General features: G+C 43.1%; 13 protein-coding genes. 6 read left to right on the top strand and 7 right to left on the bottom strand.

Annotation, left to right across the window (positions count from 1 at the left end; genetic code table 11):
- Nucleotides 1–52: 52 nt before the first annotated feature.
- Nucleotides 53–5,722 carry a DUF4011 domain-containing anti-phage protein Hhe gene (gene hhe, locus V7R42_RS00460; protein ID WP_334018294.1) on the bottom strand — a complete coding sequence of 1,890 codons (5,670 nt, stop codon included), beginning with the start codon at nucleotides 5,720–5,722 and terminating at the stop codon, nucleotides 53–55.
- A complete protein-coding gene (locus tag V7R42_RS00465) occupies nucleotides 5,722–6,585 on the bottom strand; it encodes a WYL domain-containing protein (protein ID WP_334018295.1) in 864 nt (287 codons plus the stop codon). Before V7R42_RS00465 ends, hhe begins: the two co-directional genes overlap by 1 nt.
- Nucleotides 6,586–6,856: 271 nt before the next feature.
- On the opposite strand from V7R42_RS00465, the gene V7R42_RS00470 reads away from it, so the two are divergent.
- Nucleotides 6,857–7,615 carry a DUF2034 domain-containing protein gene (locus tag V7R42_RS00470; RefSeq protein ID WP_334018296.1) on the top strand — a complete coding sequence of 253 codons (759 nt, stop codon included), beginning with the start codon at nucleotides 6,857–6,859 and terminating at the stop codon, nucleotides 7,613–7,615.
- A gap of 12 nt (nucleotides 7,616–7,627) precedes the next feature.
- Nucleotides 7,628–8,386, top strand: coding sequence for an NYN domain-containing protein (locus tag V7R42_RS00475; protein ID WP_334018297.1), 759 nt, complete (start codon nucleotides 7,628–7,630; stop codon nucleotides 8,384–8,386).
- Here V7R42_RS00475 and V7R42_RS00480 read toward each other — a convergent pair.
- The 3 genes from V7R42_RS00480 to V7R42_RS00490 are packed head-to-tail and all read right to left on the bottom strand — an operon-like array spanning nucleotide 8,379 to nucleotide 13,039.
- Entirely contained in the window at nucleotides 8,379–9,707 is a 1,329-nt protein-coding gene (locus V7R42_RS00480; protein ID WP_334018298.1) for an McrC family protein, read from the bottom strand. The two genes, V7R42_RS00475 and V7R42_RS00480, sit on opposite strands and share 8 nt — an antisense overlap.
- 6 nt (nucleotides 9,708–9,713) lie before the next feature.
- Nucleotides 9,714–12,377: an McrB family protein gene (locus V7R42_RS00485; RefSeq protein WP_334018299.1), complete on the bottom strand. Its 2,664-nt coding sequence runs from the start codon at nucleotides 12,375–12,377 to the stop codon at nucleotides 9,714–9,716.
- Nucleotides 12,378–12,382: 5 nt separating this feature from the next.
- Nucleotides 12,383–13,039: a hypothetical protein gene (locus V7R42_RS00490; protein ID WP_334018300.1), complete on the bottom strand. Its 657-nt coding sequence runs from the start codon at nucleotides 13,037–13,039 to the stop codon at nucleotides 12,383–12,385.
- A 175-nt stretch (nucleotides 13,040–13,214) separates the two neighbouring features.
- Between V7R42_RS00490 and V7R42_RS00495 the strand changes: the two genes are divergently transcribed.
- The 4 genes from V7R42_RS00495 to V7R42_RS00510 all read left to right on the top strand — a co-directional run bounded on the left by V7R42_RS00495 (nucleotide 13,215) and on the right by V7R42_RS00510 (nucleotide 16,245).
- Entirely contained in the window at nucleotides 13,215–13,619 is a 405-nt protein-coding gene (locus V7R42_RS00495) for a hypothetical protein (protein ID WP_334018301.1), read from the top strand.
- 17 nt (nucleotides 13,620–13,636) lie between these two features.
- The gene (locus V7R42_RS00500) at nucleotides 13,637–14,611 is read left to right on the top strand and encodes a DUF932 domain-containing protein (RefSeq protein ID WP_334018302.1); all 975 of its coding nucleotides are present in this window, start codon (nucleotides 13,637–13,639) and stop codon (nucleotides 14,609–14,611) included.
- Nucleotides 14,612–14,692: 81 nt separating this feature from the next.
- Nucleotides 14,693–15,178 carry a JAB domain-containing protein gene (locus V7R42_RS00505; RefSeq protein ID WP_334018303.1) on the top strand — a complete coding sequence of 162 codons (486 nt, stop codon included), beginning with the start codon at nucleotides 14,693–14,695 and terminating at the stop codon, nucleotides 15,176–15,178.
- Nucleotides 15,179–15,309: 131 nt separating this feature from the next.
- Nucleotides 15,310–16,245, top strand: coding sequence for a tyrosine-type recombinase/integrase (locus V7R42_RS00510; protein ID WP_334018304.1), 936 nt, complete (start codon nucleotides 15,310–15,312; stop codon nucleotides 16,243–16,245).
- Nucleotides 16,246–16,372: 127 nt separating this feature from the next.
- On the opposite strand, the gene V7R42_RS00515 is transcribed toward V7R42_RS00510, so the two are convergent.
- Together V7R42_RS00515 and V7R42_RS00520 are read right to left on the bottom strand one after the other, a co-directional pair.
- The gene (locus V7R42_RS00515; protein WP_334018305.1) at nucleotides 16,373–17,047 is read right to left on the bottom strand and encodes an inovirus Gp2 family protein; all 675 of its coding nucleotides are present in this window, start codon (nucleotides 17,045–17,047) and stop codon (nucleotides 16,373–16,375) included.
- A 470-nt stretch (nucleotides 17,048–17,517) separates the two neighbouring features.
- A complete protein-coding gene (locus V7R42_RS00520) occupies nucleotides 17,518–17,739 on the bottom strand; it encodes a helix-turn-helix transcriptional regulator (protein WP_334018306.1) in 222 nt (73 codons plus the stop codon).
- Between the last annotated feature and the right edge of the window lie 56 nt (nucleotides 17,740–17,795).

Below are 17,795 nucleotides of genomic sequence, written 5' to 3' on the forward strand. Positions count from 1 at the left end.
GCCATCGGTAACGATGGCTGACGATTTTCTTAGTATTTATTGAGAGTCAATGTTAAACAGAGTCTTCCAATGATTCTTCTTCACTTTCAGCGATAAGGGCCAAAACCTTATCAAGGAATACGCCATGGTCTTTTGCTGTTCCTTTTCGTAGGTAAGGCGGAATATCTTCTAAGAACGCACTTTTAGTCACCGGCTTAAACTCGCAGAGCGCATCTATCATTGCAGGTCTCAGTATGCTACTCCCGTGTGGAACCTGTATTCCCGATTTTGCGATAATCTGCGACTCGAACATTTTGAGTTTCGATTCAAGACTCCCATCTACATCGCTCAATTTATCGAGTTCATTTAACAGCTCAACTTCCCGATTAATATCTTGCTCAATTTGCAATAGCTCGTCGTCCGCATCTATCTCTTCAGAAACATCTGCTTTTAATTGATGAAGTAATTCGACTATCGGTTTAATTTGCGCCTGTGGATTTTTAAACCAGTCTGTTGACCATATTCTCTTGATATTCCAGCCAAGGCTCTCAAGCACAGACTGTCGCAGTCTGTCTCTATCCCGGGCTGACTTTGCAGAGTGATATGTTGCGCCGTCACACTCAATGCCCATGATATATCGACCTGGCTGACCAGGATCCCTTACTGCTAGGTCAATAAAATACCCTGCCACTCCGACCTGAGGAACGCATTCAAAACCTTCTAACTTCAACGCATTCATCACAGCAATTTCAAAATCACTATCAGGCTCTTTCCCTGTGAGTTTCATTTGAGGTAGTTTACCTGTCTGAGCAAAATTCAAAAAGCTTTTCAACGCATGAACACCAGGACTAGAGCTTTCGCTCGCCACTATATGACCTTCTGTCATTGAGCTAAAAACATGCATGCGCTTTTTAGAGCGTGTGAACAAAACGTTTAAGCGTCGTCCGCCTGCTGCTGAGTTTATAGGGCCAAATCTCTGTGGCATCTGTGCTGCACCAGCTTCCTGAGGCCCGTATGTACAAGAAATAAAAATCACATCCCTTTCGTCACCCTGAACATTCTCGAGGTTTTTAAGGAAAAATGGTTCATCACTTCCCGCATTCTCTGCAAGCGCATCTCTGAACTGAATGTCATCTTTAGATAATTCTTCTACACAGCGCTCAATTTGCTCACGCTGTTTTGAACTCATAGCAACAACACCCAGAGACTCATGTGAGCTTTTGAGAAGATGTCGTCTTACAGCTTCCGCAATGACCTTCGCCTCCTCGATGTTATGCTGATTCACAAAACGGCCAGTTTTGACATAAGTAAACTTAATACCAAATTCATTACTCTTATTTGAAGGCGAGGGAAAGACGACCAGATTACTGTCATAAAACTCTTGATTAGAGAATGCAATCAAACTCTCATGTCGCGAACGGTAGTGCCATCTTAGACGACGAGCATTAAACATCGGGAACGACACATCGAGAATACTTTCTGACTGCTCTATTGCGGTTGTGTCATCATCGTCGTTCTCCACTGCCTTATCAAAAAAGCTAGTTGGAGGTAATTGTTTAGGATCCCCAACGACAACAAGTTGCTTACCTCGGGCAACTGTCCCGAGGGCATCTTCCGGTTTAATCTGAGATGCTTCATCCATTACGATGAGGTCAAATTCTATCTGACCAGGTTCGAGATATTGGGCGACTGAATGAGGCCCCATCATAAAGCAAGGTTTCAACGCTGAGAGAGAAGTGCCAGCTCGCTTAATTAACTGACGAATCGGTACGTGTCGTGTTTTTTTATTTACTTCATTATTGATAAGGCCCATCTCGGTGTAATGTGAAACTTTGCCACTTGAGACGCCGGTTAGTGTCTGATTAATTCCCTTCTGAGCAACCTGGAAAGCAATCTTTTCTTGTTGCAGCTTTTTTAGCTTTGCATCGTATTCACCGAATTGTTTACGGATCGCATTTTGCTCAGCTCCCGAGAAGTATGCGAGCTCTTTTTTCTCTTTGATTATTTCACGCGAAAGGCTGTCAAAAACCGCATAAAGGTAAATGTTCTCTATCGACTCCAGGTTGATTTTACCTCTTTCAGTGCTTAACAAGAGATTTTCTAACCCAGTTTCAATCAATGCTTCTCGAATTCGAATGAAATCAACCCAGGTGCTCAACCACCTTGGCTGAGACAGAGCCTTGGCATTCTTCATTCTCCAGCGGCTTAAATCATCTTCAGCCACCTGAAACCACGCTGACTCATCGAGTTCTACACGCTCCTTAAATGCCACAAAAGAATCTTTTAAGGCAACTTCAGTTTCCGCTAGTTGATTGAGCGCTTCACGTACAGAGGTCATAGACTGTGGAGTCAAATTACCCATCAGGTAGTTCTTAAGGCTATTTGTCTGCAAGTTTACCAGCTTACAAAATAGTGTCAGCGTGGCTTCCATCACTTGCTTGGCTTGGTTGCAATCTTTTCTGGGAGAAAGAGTGCCTGCTTCACCAAATAGTTCTGCAGCCAGGCTCTCGCTCGCTATTTCACTATCAAAATCAATGAACTGTCGCAGTTTATTAACTTCTTCAGTTAACTCTCCAATCGCCATCTCAATTTTGCATGATGACTGTAGAACTCGCGTAGACTTATCTAGAGAATTGCTAAATGCCTCAATTCCACCTTCAGAAGTTAAGTTGTAAGTTTTGTCATTGAAAACCGGGGCGTTGAATATTCTTTGCAACTGTGAAGAAAGATTAAAAAACTCAACCAAGGAAGGTAGCGACTTAGTCTTAGAAAGGTGCTGAACCCCTTTAAACGTAGAATCGCTCATATTAAATAAAGAGTTCGCCACCGCAACTTTTTTACCAAAGCCTACGCCATAACTCTCTCGAACATTCCGGTACCATGCCCGAAGCTGCTTGATTTCGTGTAGAGGAGTATCAATTCGTTGGAATTCGTGTCTCAGATGATTACTGAACTTATTATCTGCTAAAGAGCGGCTGTAATTCTTATACTCAATTAGCTTAGGTAAAATTGATACAAGCTCATTGACCTTTGGCTTGAGTGACACAGAAAAGCTAACTAACTTTGACTTTGCAGCTCTCCATTCGCCTTTAAACCATCGAAACATGCTTTTGTCTTCTAAAACCTTCTGCAGCTCCTTCAGTTCGTTAGCTGAAGGGGCATCATTAATTTTAAACGAGGTTTCAATTTCCGCTTTTAAAGGCCTCATTCTACCAAGCAAATCGTCGAGCTCATCTAATAATGAATCAAGCTGATCGCTATCAAATATATCGTCTCTTCGATTAACCAAAGATGGCTCCAGAGATGCAATATGATTTAGAAATGCCTGAAACCCAGAAAAACCCGCTATTGTAGGATTAAATTGTCCTTCAAGCTTTGGAGCTTGCTCTACTACTGTTTCGACATCTTCATTGATTGCAAATGCTAAGTCCTTGTAAGCTTTTACCTGCAAAAGATGCTGATAAATATCAGTTGGCTTTAGATGCTCTGAAAACAAATTACCTTTTACATCATCTAAAGCTTCACTCAGCTTATTAACACTTAAATTATTCAGACAAGCTTCTGGTTCGAAAACTTGCTCAATGTCTCGGTGCAATTTACGGCCGGATTCGTAAAGCTCGATATAAGCCAAGAGCCTTTGCTCTTTTTTATTTGAGAGGGTTTTAAGGGCGGTAAAGTCCTCGCAACCTTGTAAAGCAGGGAGAGATTCAAAGTCACTCGCGAGAGCCGCTAAACAGCTTCTTGTCTCCGGCAATTGCGCATCAATTACTTCACTCACTTTCCCAATACTGACTACCGCGGAATATATTGCATTGTCGAAGTGCTCAAGGAGTTCACAAATTTCGTCACAATCAAATATCTGGATGCTCGTATCGTAAACGCCAAACCACGGGTGCTCACTCAGTTGAGAGTTGGATCCAACCTGAGTTCTGACTTCTGTGTAGATATCTGCGTACTTTCTTAACTCATCTGCGGTGCGACGCCCATCGAGTTCGTTAAATTTTGAGCCGTCGAATTTCGAAGGCTTGATATCGTCTAGCTTTAATTCGCTGAACTCTTCTCGGTATCTGGTCGCTGCGGTGAATATTTGATGAATTGTCTTCCCTGACTTTTTCCAAGTCGTATTAATCAGTTCCGCATACTGACTTAATTTTTCCTTTTTCTCCTCGTACATTTGAATATCGAGATCAATGGACGAGGGATAACGATAGGCTTCTTGATGGTCTATACGCCGTTTGAGATCTTCATATACCTGCTTCTTTTGTGTCTTATTGCTATGCAGCTCAAGACAGAAATCGCCTAAACCTGCTCTTGCTAGTCGAGATTGCACAACTTGCAATGCAGCCATTTTTTCTGCAACAAAGAGGACTTTTTTCCCTTGTGCTATTGCAGCGGCAATAAGGTTTGTAATCGTCTGAGATTTACCGGAACCTGGCGGCCCCTCGATCACCAAGTTCTTTCCCTTAATAGCATCAACCAACGCACTATGCTGTGAACTATCGGCATCGTCAATCAGTGGGTACAACTGGTGAACGTCCTTTAGAGTGTCTATGGGATACTCTGTTCCAAAACTAGAAAAATCTGACGACTCTCCTTCTTTACCTTCTTTAGCAAAAAATTGTTGGAGAATGGCGTGATTTTGAATGTTGTTAGCGCCCTGAGGCCACCGCGAAGGATCAAGATCCAGATACATAAGGAGCTTGCCAAAATCGAACATTGAAAGCGTAGCGTGGCGTTTTACTGACCAGGCCGATTTGTGTTTTATAAGCTGCTTTTCGACAAGAGATAAGTACGCCTCAGGCATCACATCTTCTTCGACCTCTGGCAACTCCAAATGAAAATCATGTTTGAGTTTTTCCCGGAGTGACAGGTTCGAAATAATATCTTCACCGGTATGCTCTATCGTATATGTATATGTCCCCAGTTCCTTATTAAGCGATGCTTTATCTACCTTGACAGGGATCAGAAAAAGGGGCGCTTGCCGGGCAACGCTGGAATTATCATCTTCAAACCATTCTAAAAAACCAAAAGCAAGATAGAGAATATTGGCACCTGTTTCCTCTATGGCTGTGTTAGCTTTCGAACGAATGGTACGTAGCTGCGCCTCAAGCTCTCTGGGGAACAGTAGCGACTGAATGTTATCGTCATCGTGTTTAGAGTCTTTTTTATTTTCACTTTTTGGGAGTTCGTAAGACGTATTCAATCCTTTTATTTTTGCCCACTCTTTAGCACTTGGATTTTGCTTGATTCTTACTTCCTGACCGTCCTCTTTAATCTGGATATAACCATTTTTAATCAATTCATCCCTAGTTGGTTCGTCTACAGGAATAAAGGTAAACTCTCTTCCTTCCAAGATATTAACGGCAAGTTGATCTGGCATTTCGTCAATAACCCTTACAAAGCCAGATTTGCCATAGCGAAAGTTCAAAAGACGATTACGACTCGTTAGATCAAGCAACCGATTTCTAATCGATTGAAGCGCGTCGAATGCGAAATTTTCGTTTATCCCACTTTCCTGTGAATGATCCATGTTTTCGACTCCTTGACCTATTTTTGTATTTTTGAGTTGCCACGAGTAATCAGATGCTTGCTCTACAAAGTCTGCAAGTGTGTTATACAAGTATCTGTTGATAGTTGTTTTGTCTTGTTTCAACCGTTGTGCAATGTCTTTAGCTTTCAAGCTTCCGGACTTTTCGAGCTCATAAACAATTGAACTTGCTAAACTATCAACTTCTTGGCTCATCATTTAAAACCTGGTGCTATAGTTAAATTCTGAACATCATTCAGGGTTAATCGATTTTGTAACCAAAGCTGATACCCAGCTCCTTTCATCGTTCCCCTTTCGGAACAGTCTACGTTCCAACGTCTCAATAAATATCCAGCCATCGCTGCTCTAACATTTATCAACAGTTGTTTATTTTCCATACCGTAATCCATCTCAATCGCTGTAGAGTACTCAACGTTTATAGGATGAGGTATGAGCTGGAGTGGGATCAGACTTTGCCATTCTAAATCGGCCTCTGCGCTTTCTTCTGCTATTGGCGTTTCTTTTATCGTTACTTTACTTATCCGCGTTAATACGAAGTCTCGGAAGCTATGGCTTTTCCGGTCATATGCTCGTACATGCCAACGAAGGCCATTATCCACAATGGAATGTGGTACTAATTCTCTGGCGCCAGAGCCGCTTGAAAGTGAGGTATAAATAACACTTACGGCTTTATTATTGAGGATGGCTTGAACCAGCCTTGCCACAATAAAAATATCAGGGATGTTTAAACTGGACGGTGCTTCTACCGGAAAATGGATATCACCAATGGCATCAAATCCGTCGGAAATGTCGTTAGCAAGCTTAGTTAGTGTTCGGCTGGCATCTTGCTCAAATACAGGCTTAAACTCTGGTGTTTGACAGTAGCGTTTTTCCCGTGAATCGTATGTAAGATTGTTTGGCGCAAGCTCTTTGTAAATACTAAAATCTCGCGAACCTGCAGAGAGGCCAACCTTAAACCGATTGATCAAGTCCTGGCGGTAAATCGAGCCTTTAAACAATAGGCAAAAGTCGATATAGGCAAGTCGTTGTTTTTGAGCAAAACTAATAGATTCGAGCATCGTCCCTGCTGTCGATATTAAACTTTAGTCCAGTGTGGTTTATTTTAATATGGTTGTAAAGTGTATGTATTAAGTGCAGTAAGTACTTATCCTTTGCGCAGGCTACAATTCCGATGTACACGTCCATTCATCGCCTCCTTGCTTTGCGGAACACGCTTAAATTTTTATTGTAGTGAGATACTTTAGCTTAATACTACACGATAAAGATATATACCCTACCCCTAATAGCATTTGAGTACACTTTAGGCAGTGAAAACAAGGATGTTCGTAAATGCCAAGAAATAAAACCACTTTTATTGACCTGCTGGTAGAATTACCTTGGTGGGTGTCGGTATTGGTATCCGCCACGGCCTATGTGATGATGGCGCATGTGTTGCCATCTATTCAAACGGAAAACCAAATCACCGCCATGGTATTTAAGGCCTTTGTGATCCCTGCCCCTTATATTGCTGGCATGATATTGCTTACCGCACCCTTTGCGTTTTTGAATGCTCGTCATAAGGCCAAACAACTGGATACCCAGCGTAATATACAAACCGTGCGTGATTTGCACTGGCGTAACTTTGAAGAGTTGGTGGCCGAAGCCTATCGCAGGCAAGGTTATCGGGTAACTGAAGGTGGTTATGGTGCCGACGGCGGTATTGATTTAGAACTCCGAAAAGATGGCCTGCTTACCTTGGTGCAATGCAAACAGTGGAAAACGCAAAAGGTCGGCGTGAATGTGGTGCGGGAAATGTTTGGTGTGCTGACTGCACATCAGTCTAATCACTTTATTATCATTAGTTCTGGCACCTTTACCCAACAAGCTATCGACTTTGCAGCAGGCAAACCTATCGAGTTGATTGATGGTCCAAAACTATTAGCTTTGGTAAACGGTGTGCAGGTTTCACCAAAGGTCACTATTGAAAAAACCAAGGTATGCCCAAAATGTTCTGGTGAGTTAGTAAAAAGGACGGCGAAACGCGGCCCTAATGCCGGAAATGCATTCTTGGGGTGTTCTAACTTTCCGAAATGCCGTTACACCGAATAAGTAAGGATAGAGATGAAAGACCTGGATGTTCATAAGAAGGTAGCCGTACTATTTGATGCGGACAATGCACAGTTAGCCAAGCTATCGCCCATACTGGATGAGATATCAGCGCACGGCCATGTACTCATAAAACGGGCTTATGGTGATTGGTCTGCTGAGACTTTAAAGAACTGGAAGAAGCCGCTTAATGAACTGGCGATCCAGCCTATTCAACAGTTTGCCTATACCACCGGTAAGAACTCCACCGATGCATCAATGATCATTGATGCCATGGACCTACTCTACTCTGACCGTATTGATGCTTTTGCATTGGTTTCCAGTGACAGTGACTTTACCAAGCTGGCCTCACGATTACGTGAATCGGAAAAATTTGTGTTTGGTGTGGGAGAAAAGAAAACACCGGTATCGTTTCGGAATGCCTGTGATGACTTCATCTTCACCGAAAACTTAGGTGCTGAGCCGGTATCGAATAGCGATACACCAAAGGCAGATAACGTGGTTACTACCAATGGTGCGGAAGAACTGATCCCTGCACTTTTAAAAGCATGGGAGCTATATCAGAATGATGATGGTTGGGTGAACGTTGGTCCTGCTGGTAGTTTTCTCAAACGAGCTAAACCAGACTTTGATCCACGCACTTATGGTTCGGCTAAATTTACCGGTGTGGTCGCCGGTTTATCTTCCATATTTGAAATGACGAAACAGAAAGGTAAAGGCACAACACAAATGATCTTTTATCGCCCCAAAATTGCCACAACAGAACTCAAATAAATCCCAGTTCATTAAATGCAATACGTTCATTACAGTTTGGCCTTACGTCGAAAGGCACCACTTTCAGCCTTAACTTATGCTCTGTGTCGTAAGAAAAATAATGCTCCAATGGCGCATTGAATGACTCGGTTCGCGGGTAAATAAGGATCAACAATCCTTCACTGTTGAGGTACTTATACCCGTATCCTAGCATTTGATAAAAATCACTTTGCGATAAACCAAACTTATCAGAACCTGAGCTTTTGCTTTGATCGATTAGCTTCCATTTCGTATCCATGATTGTTGCCGTTTCACCAGGCCTTTTTAGATACAAATCCGGTTTTAAGCGGAAATATTGCCGTGCACCATAACTTACCAATGATTCTCTTTGTACCTGGCTAGTGAGTTCTGCTGATTTTGGAACATGTTTAGCCAGGTATTTAGCAACGAAACTTTCAAACACTGCTTCCATGGGAAATAGCAATGAATAAGCGTCATGCCTGCCTGTCATCGACTGCGGTGAAAAACCTTCCAGAATCAGTCTTGCCCATTTAAGAGGTACATCGTAATGCTGCATGCCCCGGTGCAATTTAATCGCGGAGAAGTCACTATGATAGTCGCAGCTGAATGGCACTGCTTCAAAAGCAAAAGAAAGTTCTTGCACAAGTTTTTTATTTTTACTGACTACCGCCCACTTTGATACTGCTTGAAGCGCAGAGCGAATCAACCTATTGGCAGGCTGATCCGCTTGGTACGCATCATATTCCACATAAAACCGATGCCGGTTCACAAAGTTATGCTTAAGCTGATGACTATGCAGTAACTTGCCTTTCAAAAAAGCATTATTATTCTGTTCACGAACATAGTCATTTTTAATGCCTTTTTTGACAAGGAGGTTCACCGAACGCAAGAATTGGGCGATAAAGACCTCTAGCAAAGGCATTTTTTGTTTTTTAATACTGGCGACTTCGGTTTCGATATGGCGAAAGCGCTTTAAGGTTTTCAGCATCATTAATAGTGACAGTCGTGCCTCTTCAGCATTGTCGGCATTCGCATCCACTTTTGCGATTTTGGGTAATACTTCTATCTGAGTACCGTCTGGGCAAATGATTACTCCTGCGTAGTTTTGCATTTGCAAAACTTCCATGCCATTGGCGACTTTTAGTTTTAAGTAAGCAGAATCAACTTCATCGCTTAAGCAGATCTTTTTTAAATATTCAAAAGCCTGGCAAGATACCTTTTGTACACGAGCAACTGTGTTTGCCTTATCACTGGCACTAATCAAACCGTATTCAAACACCGTCAGGCTATGCCGTTTCTGATTTGACTTTACAAACGCCACGCTAAATTACCCTGCATCCTGATTACTAGAATACATTGCGGTGTAAGTTTCCACTTCATCCCATATTGGTGCTCCAACAGGGGTTAGCTGATATTCATAAAGCTGATCGTCAAACTCACCAAATTCTTCTGTGTTGCCAAACAAATTATGGTAGTTAACCGGCTGCCTTGGAATAATGGGTTCGATGCCCATTTGCTCTTTTTGGTTATCAGCCAGCACTAAACGAATTTTCTGCCAGTCTTCGAAGAAGTACTCAGCAAGTAACGGGATAATTTTATTCTGGAATGTCTTTCCAAGCTCAGCTAATGCACTAACGTGATCATTTAACTTTATCGCGTTAATCACAGGCATAAAGAAAGCATGCCCGAGGGTATGCTCTCTATCGTAAAGCGCAGCTATACGCTCGTTAAGTGTTCTCAAAAGCTTTACTAAATCGATCCGTTTGCCATCAACCAAGATTGAATAGGCATTGCCTGCTTCATCTTCCAGAACACTGGTATCGGGCATCATTTCTATGAAATCAAATCGACGCCTCAGGGCAGTATCCATTAACGCCAACGATCTGTCTGCAGTATTCATTGTGCCAATCAAGTACAAGTTGTCGGGTACAGAGAAAGGATAGCCAGAATAAGGTAACGTTACTTCAATATGCTCATCGCTGCCAAGTCGCTTTGACGGCTCAATTAAGGTTATTAACTCACCAAAGACTTTGGAAATATTACCACGATTGATTTCATCGATAACCAAAACAAAGTTTTTGCGCTTACTTTTACCTTCAACAGATTCAACTGAGAGCTCAGAAAGGTATTTTATCAGCGCTCCATAATAGGGCTGCAATCCCCCATTAATTACCTTCTCTTTGTTATACGCTGCTTTTAGCGTTTTAACTGTCATCGTGTGAACCGAGTTCCCCTGGCTCTTATCGAATCGAATGGTGTTGTTGTTCACATCCGTTATCGTGAAAAAAGTTTTTCCACTCAGGGTGTCTACCCGTATGCCAGCTTCCGACTCGGCTAATTTTTCTGAAAATTGTTGCCATCGCGCTTCAAACTCTGCAACAGCTGATGTGCTATTCGCTACACGGTATTTTTTGGCGTCATCGCAAATGGCTTTAAAAACACCGTCTTTTTCGTAATAACTGATCTGATCTCCCTCAGTTTTAGCACTGAGGCCTTCAACAAACTCTTCGTACCCATAGCTTTGGTGAAATGTTACAAAGCGAATGCGTTCTTGCGAAACCAATTCATCGTATTTGTCTTTAAAGGACTGACGCTGTAAATCTCGGTTATGCCCGTGAGGCGTAAAGTCAGGCTCAGCGGCTCGGACTGCTAACTCTATTGTTCGATAGGTTTTGCCGGTGCCAGGCGGACCAAATAAGATCTGGTTTAAAGGCATGTCCAAGTGTTGGCTCGAAGCAGTAGGTTCTTGCGTTTCATCGCTAGCATGTTCCATTTCAATACCCAAATCAGATAACGTTAAATCGTAATACCGTCTTAAGATATCCTGCTCAAACAACGAATACTCTTTAACGGGAACTTCCCATGATGTGCCGTTATAGCGCGGCGACCACCGTTTGTACTTATCTTCGTAAGTATATTTAACCGGTTGCTCCAAACTCTTTATAGTTTCATACCGGCGCATCATCCATTGATTATCCAACTCAGAGCCAGAAATATATTCAATGTCTGAAGTCACTCTAACCAACCGGTAAACAGTGTTACCATGCCCAAGGTTTACAATATCTCCGGTTTCTATTGTGCGAAAACAGTTTGCACTACCATTACCAGTATTTTGATGCACCGCGAGGAGGCTATTATCAGTAAGCCACTTTAGCGTTTCTTCTTTAAATGAAATTGGACTGTGGGAGACTTTCCATATTCTTGCATTCATAACAGTATTATCACTATCTATATAGTCAGTGGGCCAATATGGCTCTCTTGTTATTGGATAATCGAGGTTAAACTGCTGTAGATCAGACTTTTCGCTTAACCGATTAAAAGTAGTCGGGCTAAGTTCTTCTTTTAAGTAATTCTCTTTATACCCAAATCGCTGCTCAAAATTTATTTTGTTGGCTACCGGGTCAAAAGTGGCAAAGACTGATTTTGCTTTGAAATCGCCCTGTTCACGCCTTCCTATCCGAAATGCATTACCAGCATCCATTTTTACGATAAAGACATCCAATTCACTACTATTTGCCAAGCGAATAATGTCGCAAAAGGCATTTAAGGTTTCGTCTGGCCATGTTTGATAACTTCGGGCGAATGCTGGCTTATGCACGAACTGCTGAATAATCTCTTCATTCGTTAACGTTGCTACTTGCGGCTGAATATCTAACCCTAGTGAAGCTGCATGTGCGATAAACCGCTTGGTGTTTTCTAACCCCCACTGATTAGATACTACTATTTCCTTTTCGTCGTGAGTAACGAGCCGTTCATTTTCTGCAGAAAAGTAGCGTTTTTCGACATCTCTGGATTGCTGTTTCTTGGTGTTGAATTCTTCATAAGTACAAAAGACACCAGCACTTCCTTGAAGCTCTTTGGGAAACGCTGTTTGTAAAGCTGGCAAGGTCGCTTGATGCCGCTTTAAGTATTCTTTTATCACCTCTAACACCAAACGGTTTTTAGAGTATGTTGTGCCTTCAAACTGATATTTCGTGTAGTCTCTTGGCATAATGACTATCTATTGTTCAGTAATATTGACTCGCAAGCCGCGTAACGTACTGACGGCAGCATGGACCTGTAATATTCGCTTTCTATACCGTCTTTTAATATCGCCTTTCGATGCCCTGTTCTAGGGTCAACAACGTAGGTGCTAATATTTTTTGTTCGTTTTGCGTCTTCATACCAAGAGATATTAAAAGCACATAGCGGAGGGAAAAAGGTCATACTGGCGTAACCTGAGATATTTGCATGTATCCACCAGGCTAACGATGCCCAATCTCCCGTTTTTTCGTAATACTCCAAATACGCAGGGATCACGATACAGGCTGTTGCGCCCATAAAGCCGTGTTCGTCTCTGCGGTCCCATATATGACCGGCAAAGTTTCGTTCATTCGACGCACAATTAGCGCCGAGTTCATTCCCCAGCTGATTTACCTCACAACTCCTGAAGGCAGAGCGGATATGAATACGGCCCCAAGCATCCTGAATGGGCTCAAGTACCTTTTCACATAAGTTTGAACCAGCCTCAACCGCCAATGATAAGTCGTCAGGAATGTTATTTATACCGTTAACTACAGCAGTTTCTGAGTACAGGAAGTCGCGAAGAAAAAAGTGTTTAGACAGGCGAGTACGAGCCAATTTGTCCATTTTTGTAACGAGAGACTTAGACATCTACATATTCCTTTGCACTAAGACAGGGCAATAAACATATCACATCCAACATATTTAACTATTGTTTTTCTATTCACCTTCACTGTGAATACATTTCAATAATTTTGAAAACCTATATCACCTCATAGACGCGCCATCCTGCGCGTCTTTTTTATGCACTTTAATGAGGTTTGATATGACTTTACTTTGTCCAAATTGCCGCTCTTCACGAGTTGGCGTTCGAAACTATGGCCGTTCAACCTGCGGCACACTTGGGAGTCTTGCTGGAGCGCACCTTGCCATGCAAGGCATTCGGGTAGGTACCACGGTTGGTCGCTTCTTTGGTCCTCCAGGCATTGTTATCGGCGGCACAGCTGGCCTCATCATTGCCGGGATAAGTGGTGCCATGTTGGGCGGTAGCACAGGCACGCAACTCGGCTCAATGATTGATGACAAGATTCTTAACAACTACAAATGCCTGGATTGTAAACACACCTTTAGTGACAGTACTGCAAGCAAGGGCAATGAGTACATTTATGAACACTCAACACCTTCAGATGACGACGATGAGTTTCATCCTCTCTCGACCACCTCTCAATAACATCCAAGGAAACTATCATGGCACATTTAGTTGAAAATATGGCCTACACGGGTGAAACGCCCTGGCATGGACTTGGTCACCTAATACCGGCAAACCGGCCCTTAGATGAATGGATAATCGCCGCTGGCATGGACTGGCAAATTAACGAAGCACCTGTTTTGTTTGATTGCAATGCACTACCAGGCTCTCCCACGTTGCGCTTACCCTTAACAAGAGAGGCGCAGGGATATAAGGTTTTGTATCGCTCTGATACTCACTCCCCTTTGTCTGTTGTTAGTCAACGCTATCAGGTAGTACAGCCCAAAGCCATCATGGAATTTTACCGTGACTTAACCGAACAATTCGGCTTTGAGATGGAAACCGCTGGCGTTTTAAAGGGCGGAAGAAAACTATGGGCATTGGCTAAGACTGGGCAAACAACTCATGTGAAGGGTAAAGATACCGTTCATGGATATGTCCTGCTCGCCACAGCTTGCGATGGCACGATGGCCACAACGGCACAATTTACCAGTGTCCGCGTGGTGTGTAATAACACCCTGGCCATTGCAACGCGCGATAATCGTGGTGCAGTGAAGGTACCGCACAGCACTCAATTTGATGCCACTGAGGTAAAACAAAAACTCGGTCTGTCAGTATCTGGCTGGGACGAGTTTAGTTATCAAATGAAAGCCCTGTCTGAACGCAAGATGACCTCACGAGGAGTATCTAAGTTCCTGACAACGCTTTTTGATAACCACACCACTACGGTATCTGCGAAAACCCGAGACCGCAATATGGCCAGTATACTCAAGCTCTATCAAGGTCATGGAAAAGGGGCTGAATTATCCTCAGCCCATAACACGGCATTCGGCCTTCTCAATGCCGTGACACAGTTTGTGGATCATGAGCAGCGCGCTCATTCTAATGACAATCGCCTCAACTCGGCCTGGTTTGGTCAGGGTGCGAAGCTTAAAAATCTCGCCTTTGACAACGCCTTAGCGTTAGTCGCTTAACCACAACACTCAACATTAATCATTTTGTCAGGGTTACGCGCTGAATGCGCGTCCCTGCCCTCTATTATTCAGGTGAACTTTATGCTGCACAACCATCACACTATTCCCATGCCGCGTTTACCCGTTGGCGTCTCGGAATCTCAGGTTCTTCAATGGGCCCAGGTAATTCTTGAGGACCAATTTAAACGCAGTCACTATTTTACTAACCCCAACGCTACCCGTGCTTATTTACAAGCCTCCCTAGCCAGAAGTGAACGCGAGCAGTTTGCTTTGCTGCTACTGGACAGCCAACACGGTCTATTGCACTGTGAAGTGATCTTTCAAGGTACTATCGACAGTGCCGCTGTGTATCCACGAGAAATCGTAAAGATAGCGCTTGAGCATAACGCCGCTGCGGTCATATTGGCACACAACCATCCCAGTGGTCACCCTGAGCCCAGTGAAGCGGATAAGCAGATCACAACTAAAATTGTTGAAGCCTTAAAGGTCGTCGACATTCGTGTGCTCGACCATTTCATCATCGGTGGTACCAGGATCACCAGCTTTGCCGAACGCGGCTTACTCTGAGCTGGCTTATAGCTCTGAACTCAATAAATTCATCGAGCGGAATAGCTGTGATTAATGTGTATTAACAACAGTTATTTCCGTTCGTGCATGCTTTAACCCCATTGAAAACCTTACCCCTTAGGAGGTTATTTATGCCTAATGCACAACTTAAGCTCATCCCCTCCCCGTCAATCCAAACGTCTCCCTACCATCTCTACTTACAAACTCTGTCTCCAACAGGACGTCGCTCAATGGCCTCACTCCTGAATACATGCACCAAATTACTCAGTTACCCAGGTAAAGCTGAGGACTTCGATTGGCCATCATTTTCCTACGCCAAAGCCATGATGATTAGAAGTGCAATGCTTCAAGCCGATTACGCCATCAATACCATCAACATGTCGATTTCAGCGCTCAAAGGGGTAATGCAGACAGCGTTTAACCTTGAGCTGATTAATGCTGATAGGTTAGCTCGAATCAAAGCGGTAAAGCCTGTTAAAGGTAATGCGCAAAAACGCCAGGGACGAGTACTTTCCGCTAAAGAGGTAAAAGCGCTTATTAGAGCCTGTGAGAAGCATTCAGAGCCCAGCGGCATTCGCAATAAGGCGTTGTTACTGACAGCACTTAGCGCGGGCTTACGTTGCTCGGAACTCTGCACATTAACCATTGCGGATATTGATTTACAGACCGGACGATTGTTAGTGGCAAGCGGTAAAGGCCGGAAACAACGTATCGTTTATGTTAACCGGCAAGCTACTGAAGCTATTCAAGCCTGGTTGGCTATTCGTACAAACAAACCTGGACCACTATTTGTGCGGATCCTCAAAGGTCAGCACTTATCTATGCTGCCGCTCACACCTAACGGGATTACACACCTCCTACAAAACTTTCGGAAACAAGCCAACATTCCCCCCTTTTCACCTCATGACCTACGTAGGACCTTTATAACGCGACTACTGGAAGAGGACGTTGATTTGAATACCGTTCGGATGATGGCTGGACATAGTGATATCAGCACAACGATTCGCTATGACAAAAGAAACGAAAACTCTTCTAAATCGATTGTGGCCTGCTTATCATTGGGGTAAGCAGGCTACATTCTGCACTAAACATCCTGGAATCAGTGTCAGTAGGTTAACCAAACGACAAACAAACTTGCGCCATCAAGCAAATCAATATTCACGTCTCAGTCAACTAATCCGAACACACCTACTATTATATTTTTAGAGCTCGGCTGGTACCAAAGGTACGTTCGCCATTACTAAATTTTTTTGTTTCCAATTTACAAAGATAACTTGTTCGCGTAATGAGCACATGAATAGTCTCAGGCTCGCTTTCATTTACTCTGTAAATGGCATTATTTGGAATATGCACAAGACCAACCGCTTCCTCAGGTCTAATTCCTAGTGTACGAGCCCAACTTTTTACAATGCGACTATACAAATTGTCACACTGTATGTCAGTCTTCCCCAATGCTCGGTAGGTATCACGGTTAAGCAGGATAACAACATGAAAATGAGGTCGATGTGATTGCTGACCATATTCTCTTGCCCATATGTAACCTATCTTGGTGTCATGAGCTCGCTGAATTGTAGACTTTTTAGTTGCTCGCTGACGCTCTGCTGCTATCTGACTCTTTAGTGATTCAAAAAAACTACGCATTGCACCGCGACAACACTGAGCCTCCAAACTGTAAGAAGAGGGGTATCTTAGATCAACACGAATTGCGAGAGTTCGAGGGTGCCACTGAACAAAACCTTCGATGACGCTAATGGCTGCGTCCATCTGCACCTGCGCCAGGTCACCTTTGCTTGTAAGCACAGAATAGCCTTGATGTTTTTCCTCTTTGATAAGCTGGCTTGAAGTATAAGGGGTGTTATTTGGATTCATGGAATCTCCTAAGGGAATTAAGGAGTTCATACCAAAGCTTCGAACTGATACCGACCATAAGATTTGCACTATATGATTTAAGTAGAGTCGTATCTTCTATTGAAGCGAGTGTGACTATACGGGTTTGTGTATAACAAGCGTTGAATCGACTAGCTAGTATGACTATGTAGTCTTAAATCTGTTATAGCTATACCCTCTATATTCAATAGTTAAAGACTATTTGGGATAGTCTTTAACTACATTCACTACTACTCTAAGGTAAGTAAGCTGATTATATTCAGGTAGAGTAGCGCTAGTCTTTTTATATATATCTATTTACCGACACTGCAGCTCACTGATATGCGTAGATGCTTTTGATATAAACCTAGTAAAATAAAGCTCGTTGGGTTAGTGCTTTACTCCGACATTAGATGGCTGCTACAGGCAAGAAAGGGGATTGCCCAGCATTTTTTTGGCATTATTCTGGCTGACTAATGCAATTCCTCTGCGCGTATACTCAATGGCTCTAAGCCGTGGTCACGCTCAAATAGACGTGCAGATAACCAATCATTCACTTCTTGTTCAACCCAGCCTACGGCTCGATCTCCCAAAGACACCGGTTTGGGAAACAAATTGTCAGCCACGTATTTGTATACAGTGGACCGACTTAGTCCAGTTGAGTGCAGGACTTCGTTTAATCTAATCAATCTCATGGCAATGTCTCCTGTGTTTGCTCATGGGATTGAGGGCATTAGTTAAAATTAAATTT

It is taken from the genome of Alteromonas sp. S015 (assembly GCF_036864485.1).
Lineage (GTDB): Bacteria > Pseudomonadota > Gammaproteobacteria > Enterobacterales > Alteromonadaceae > Alteromonas.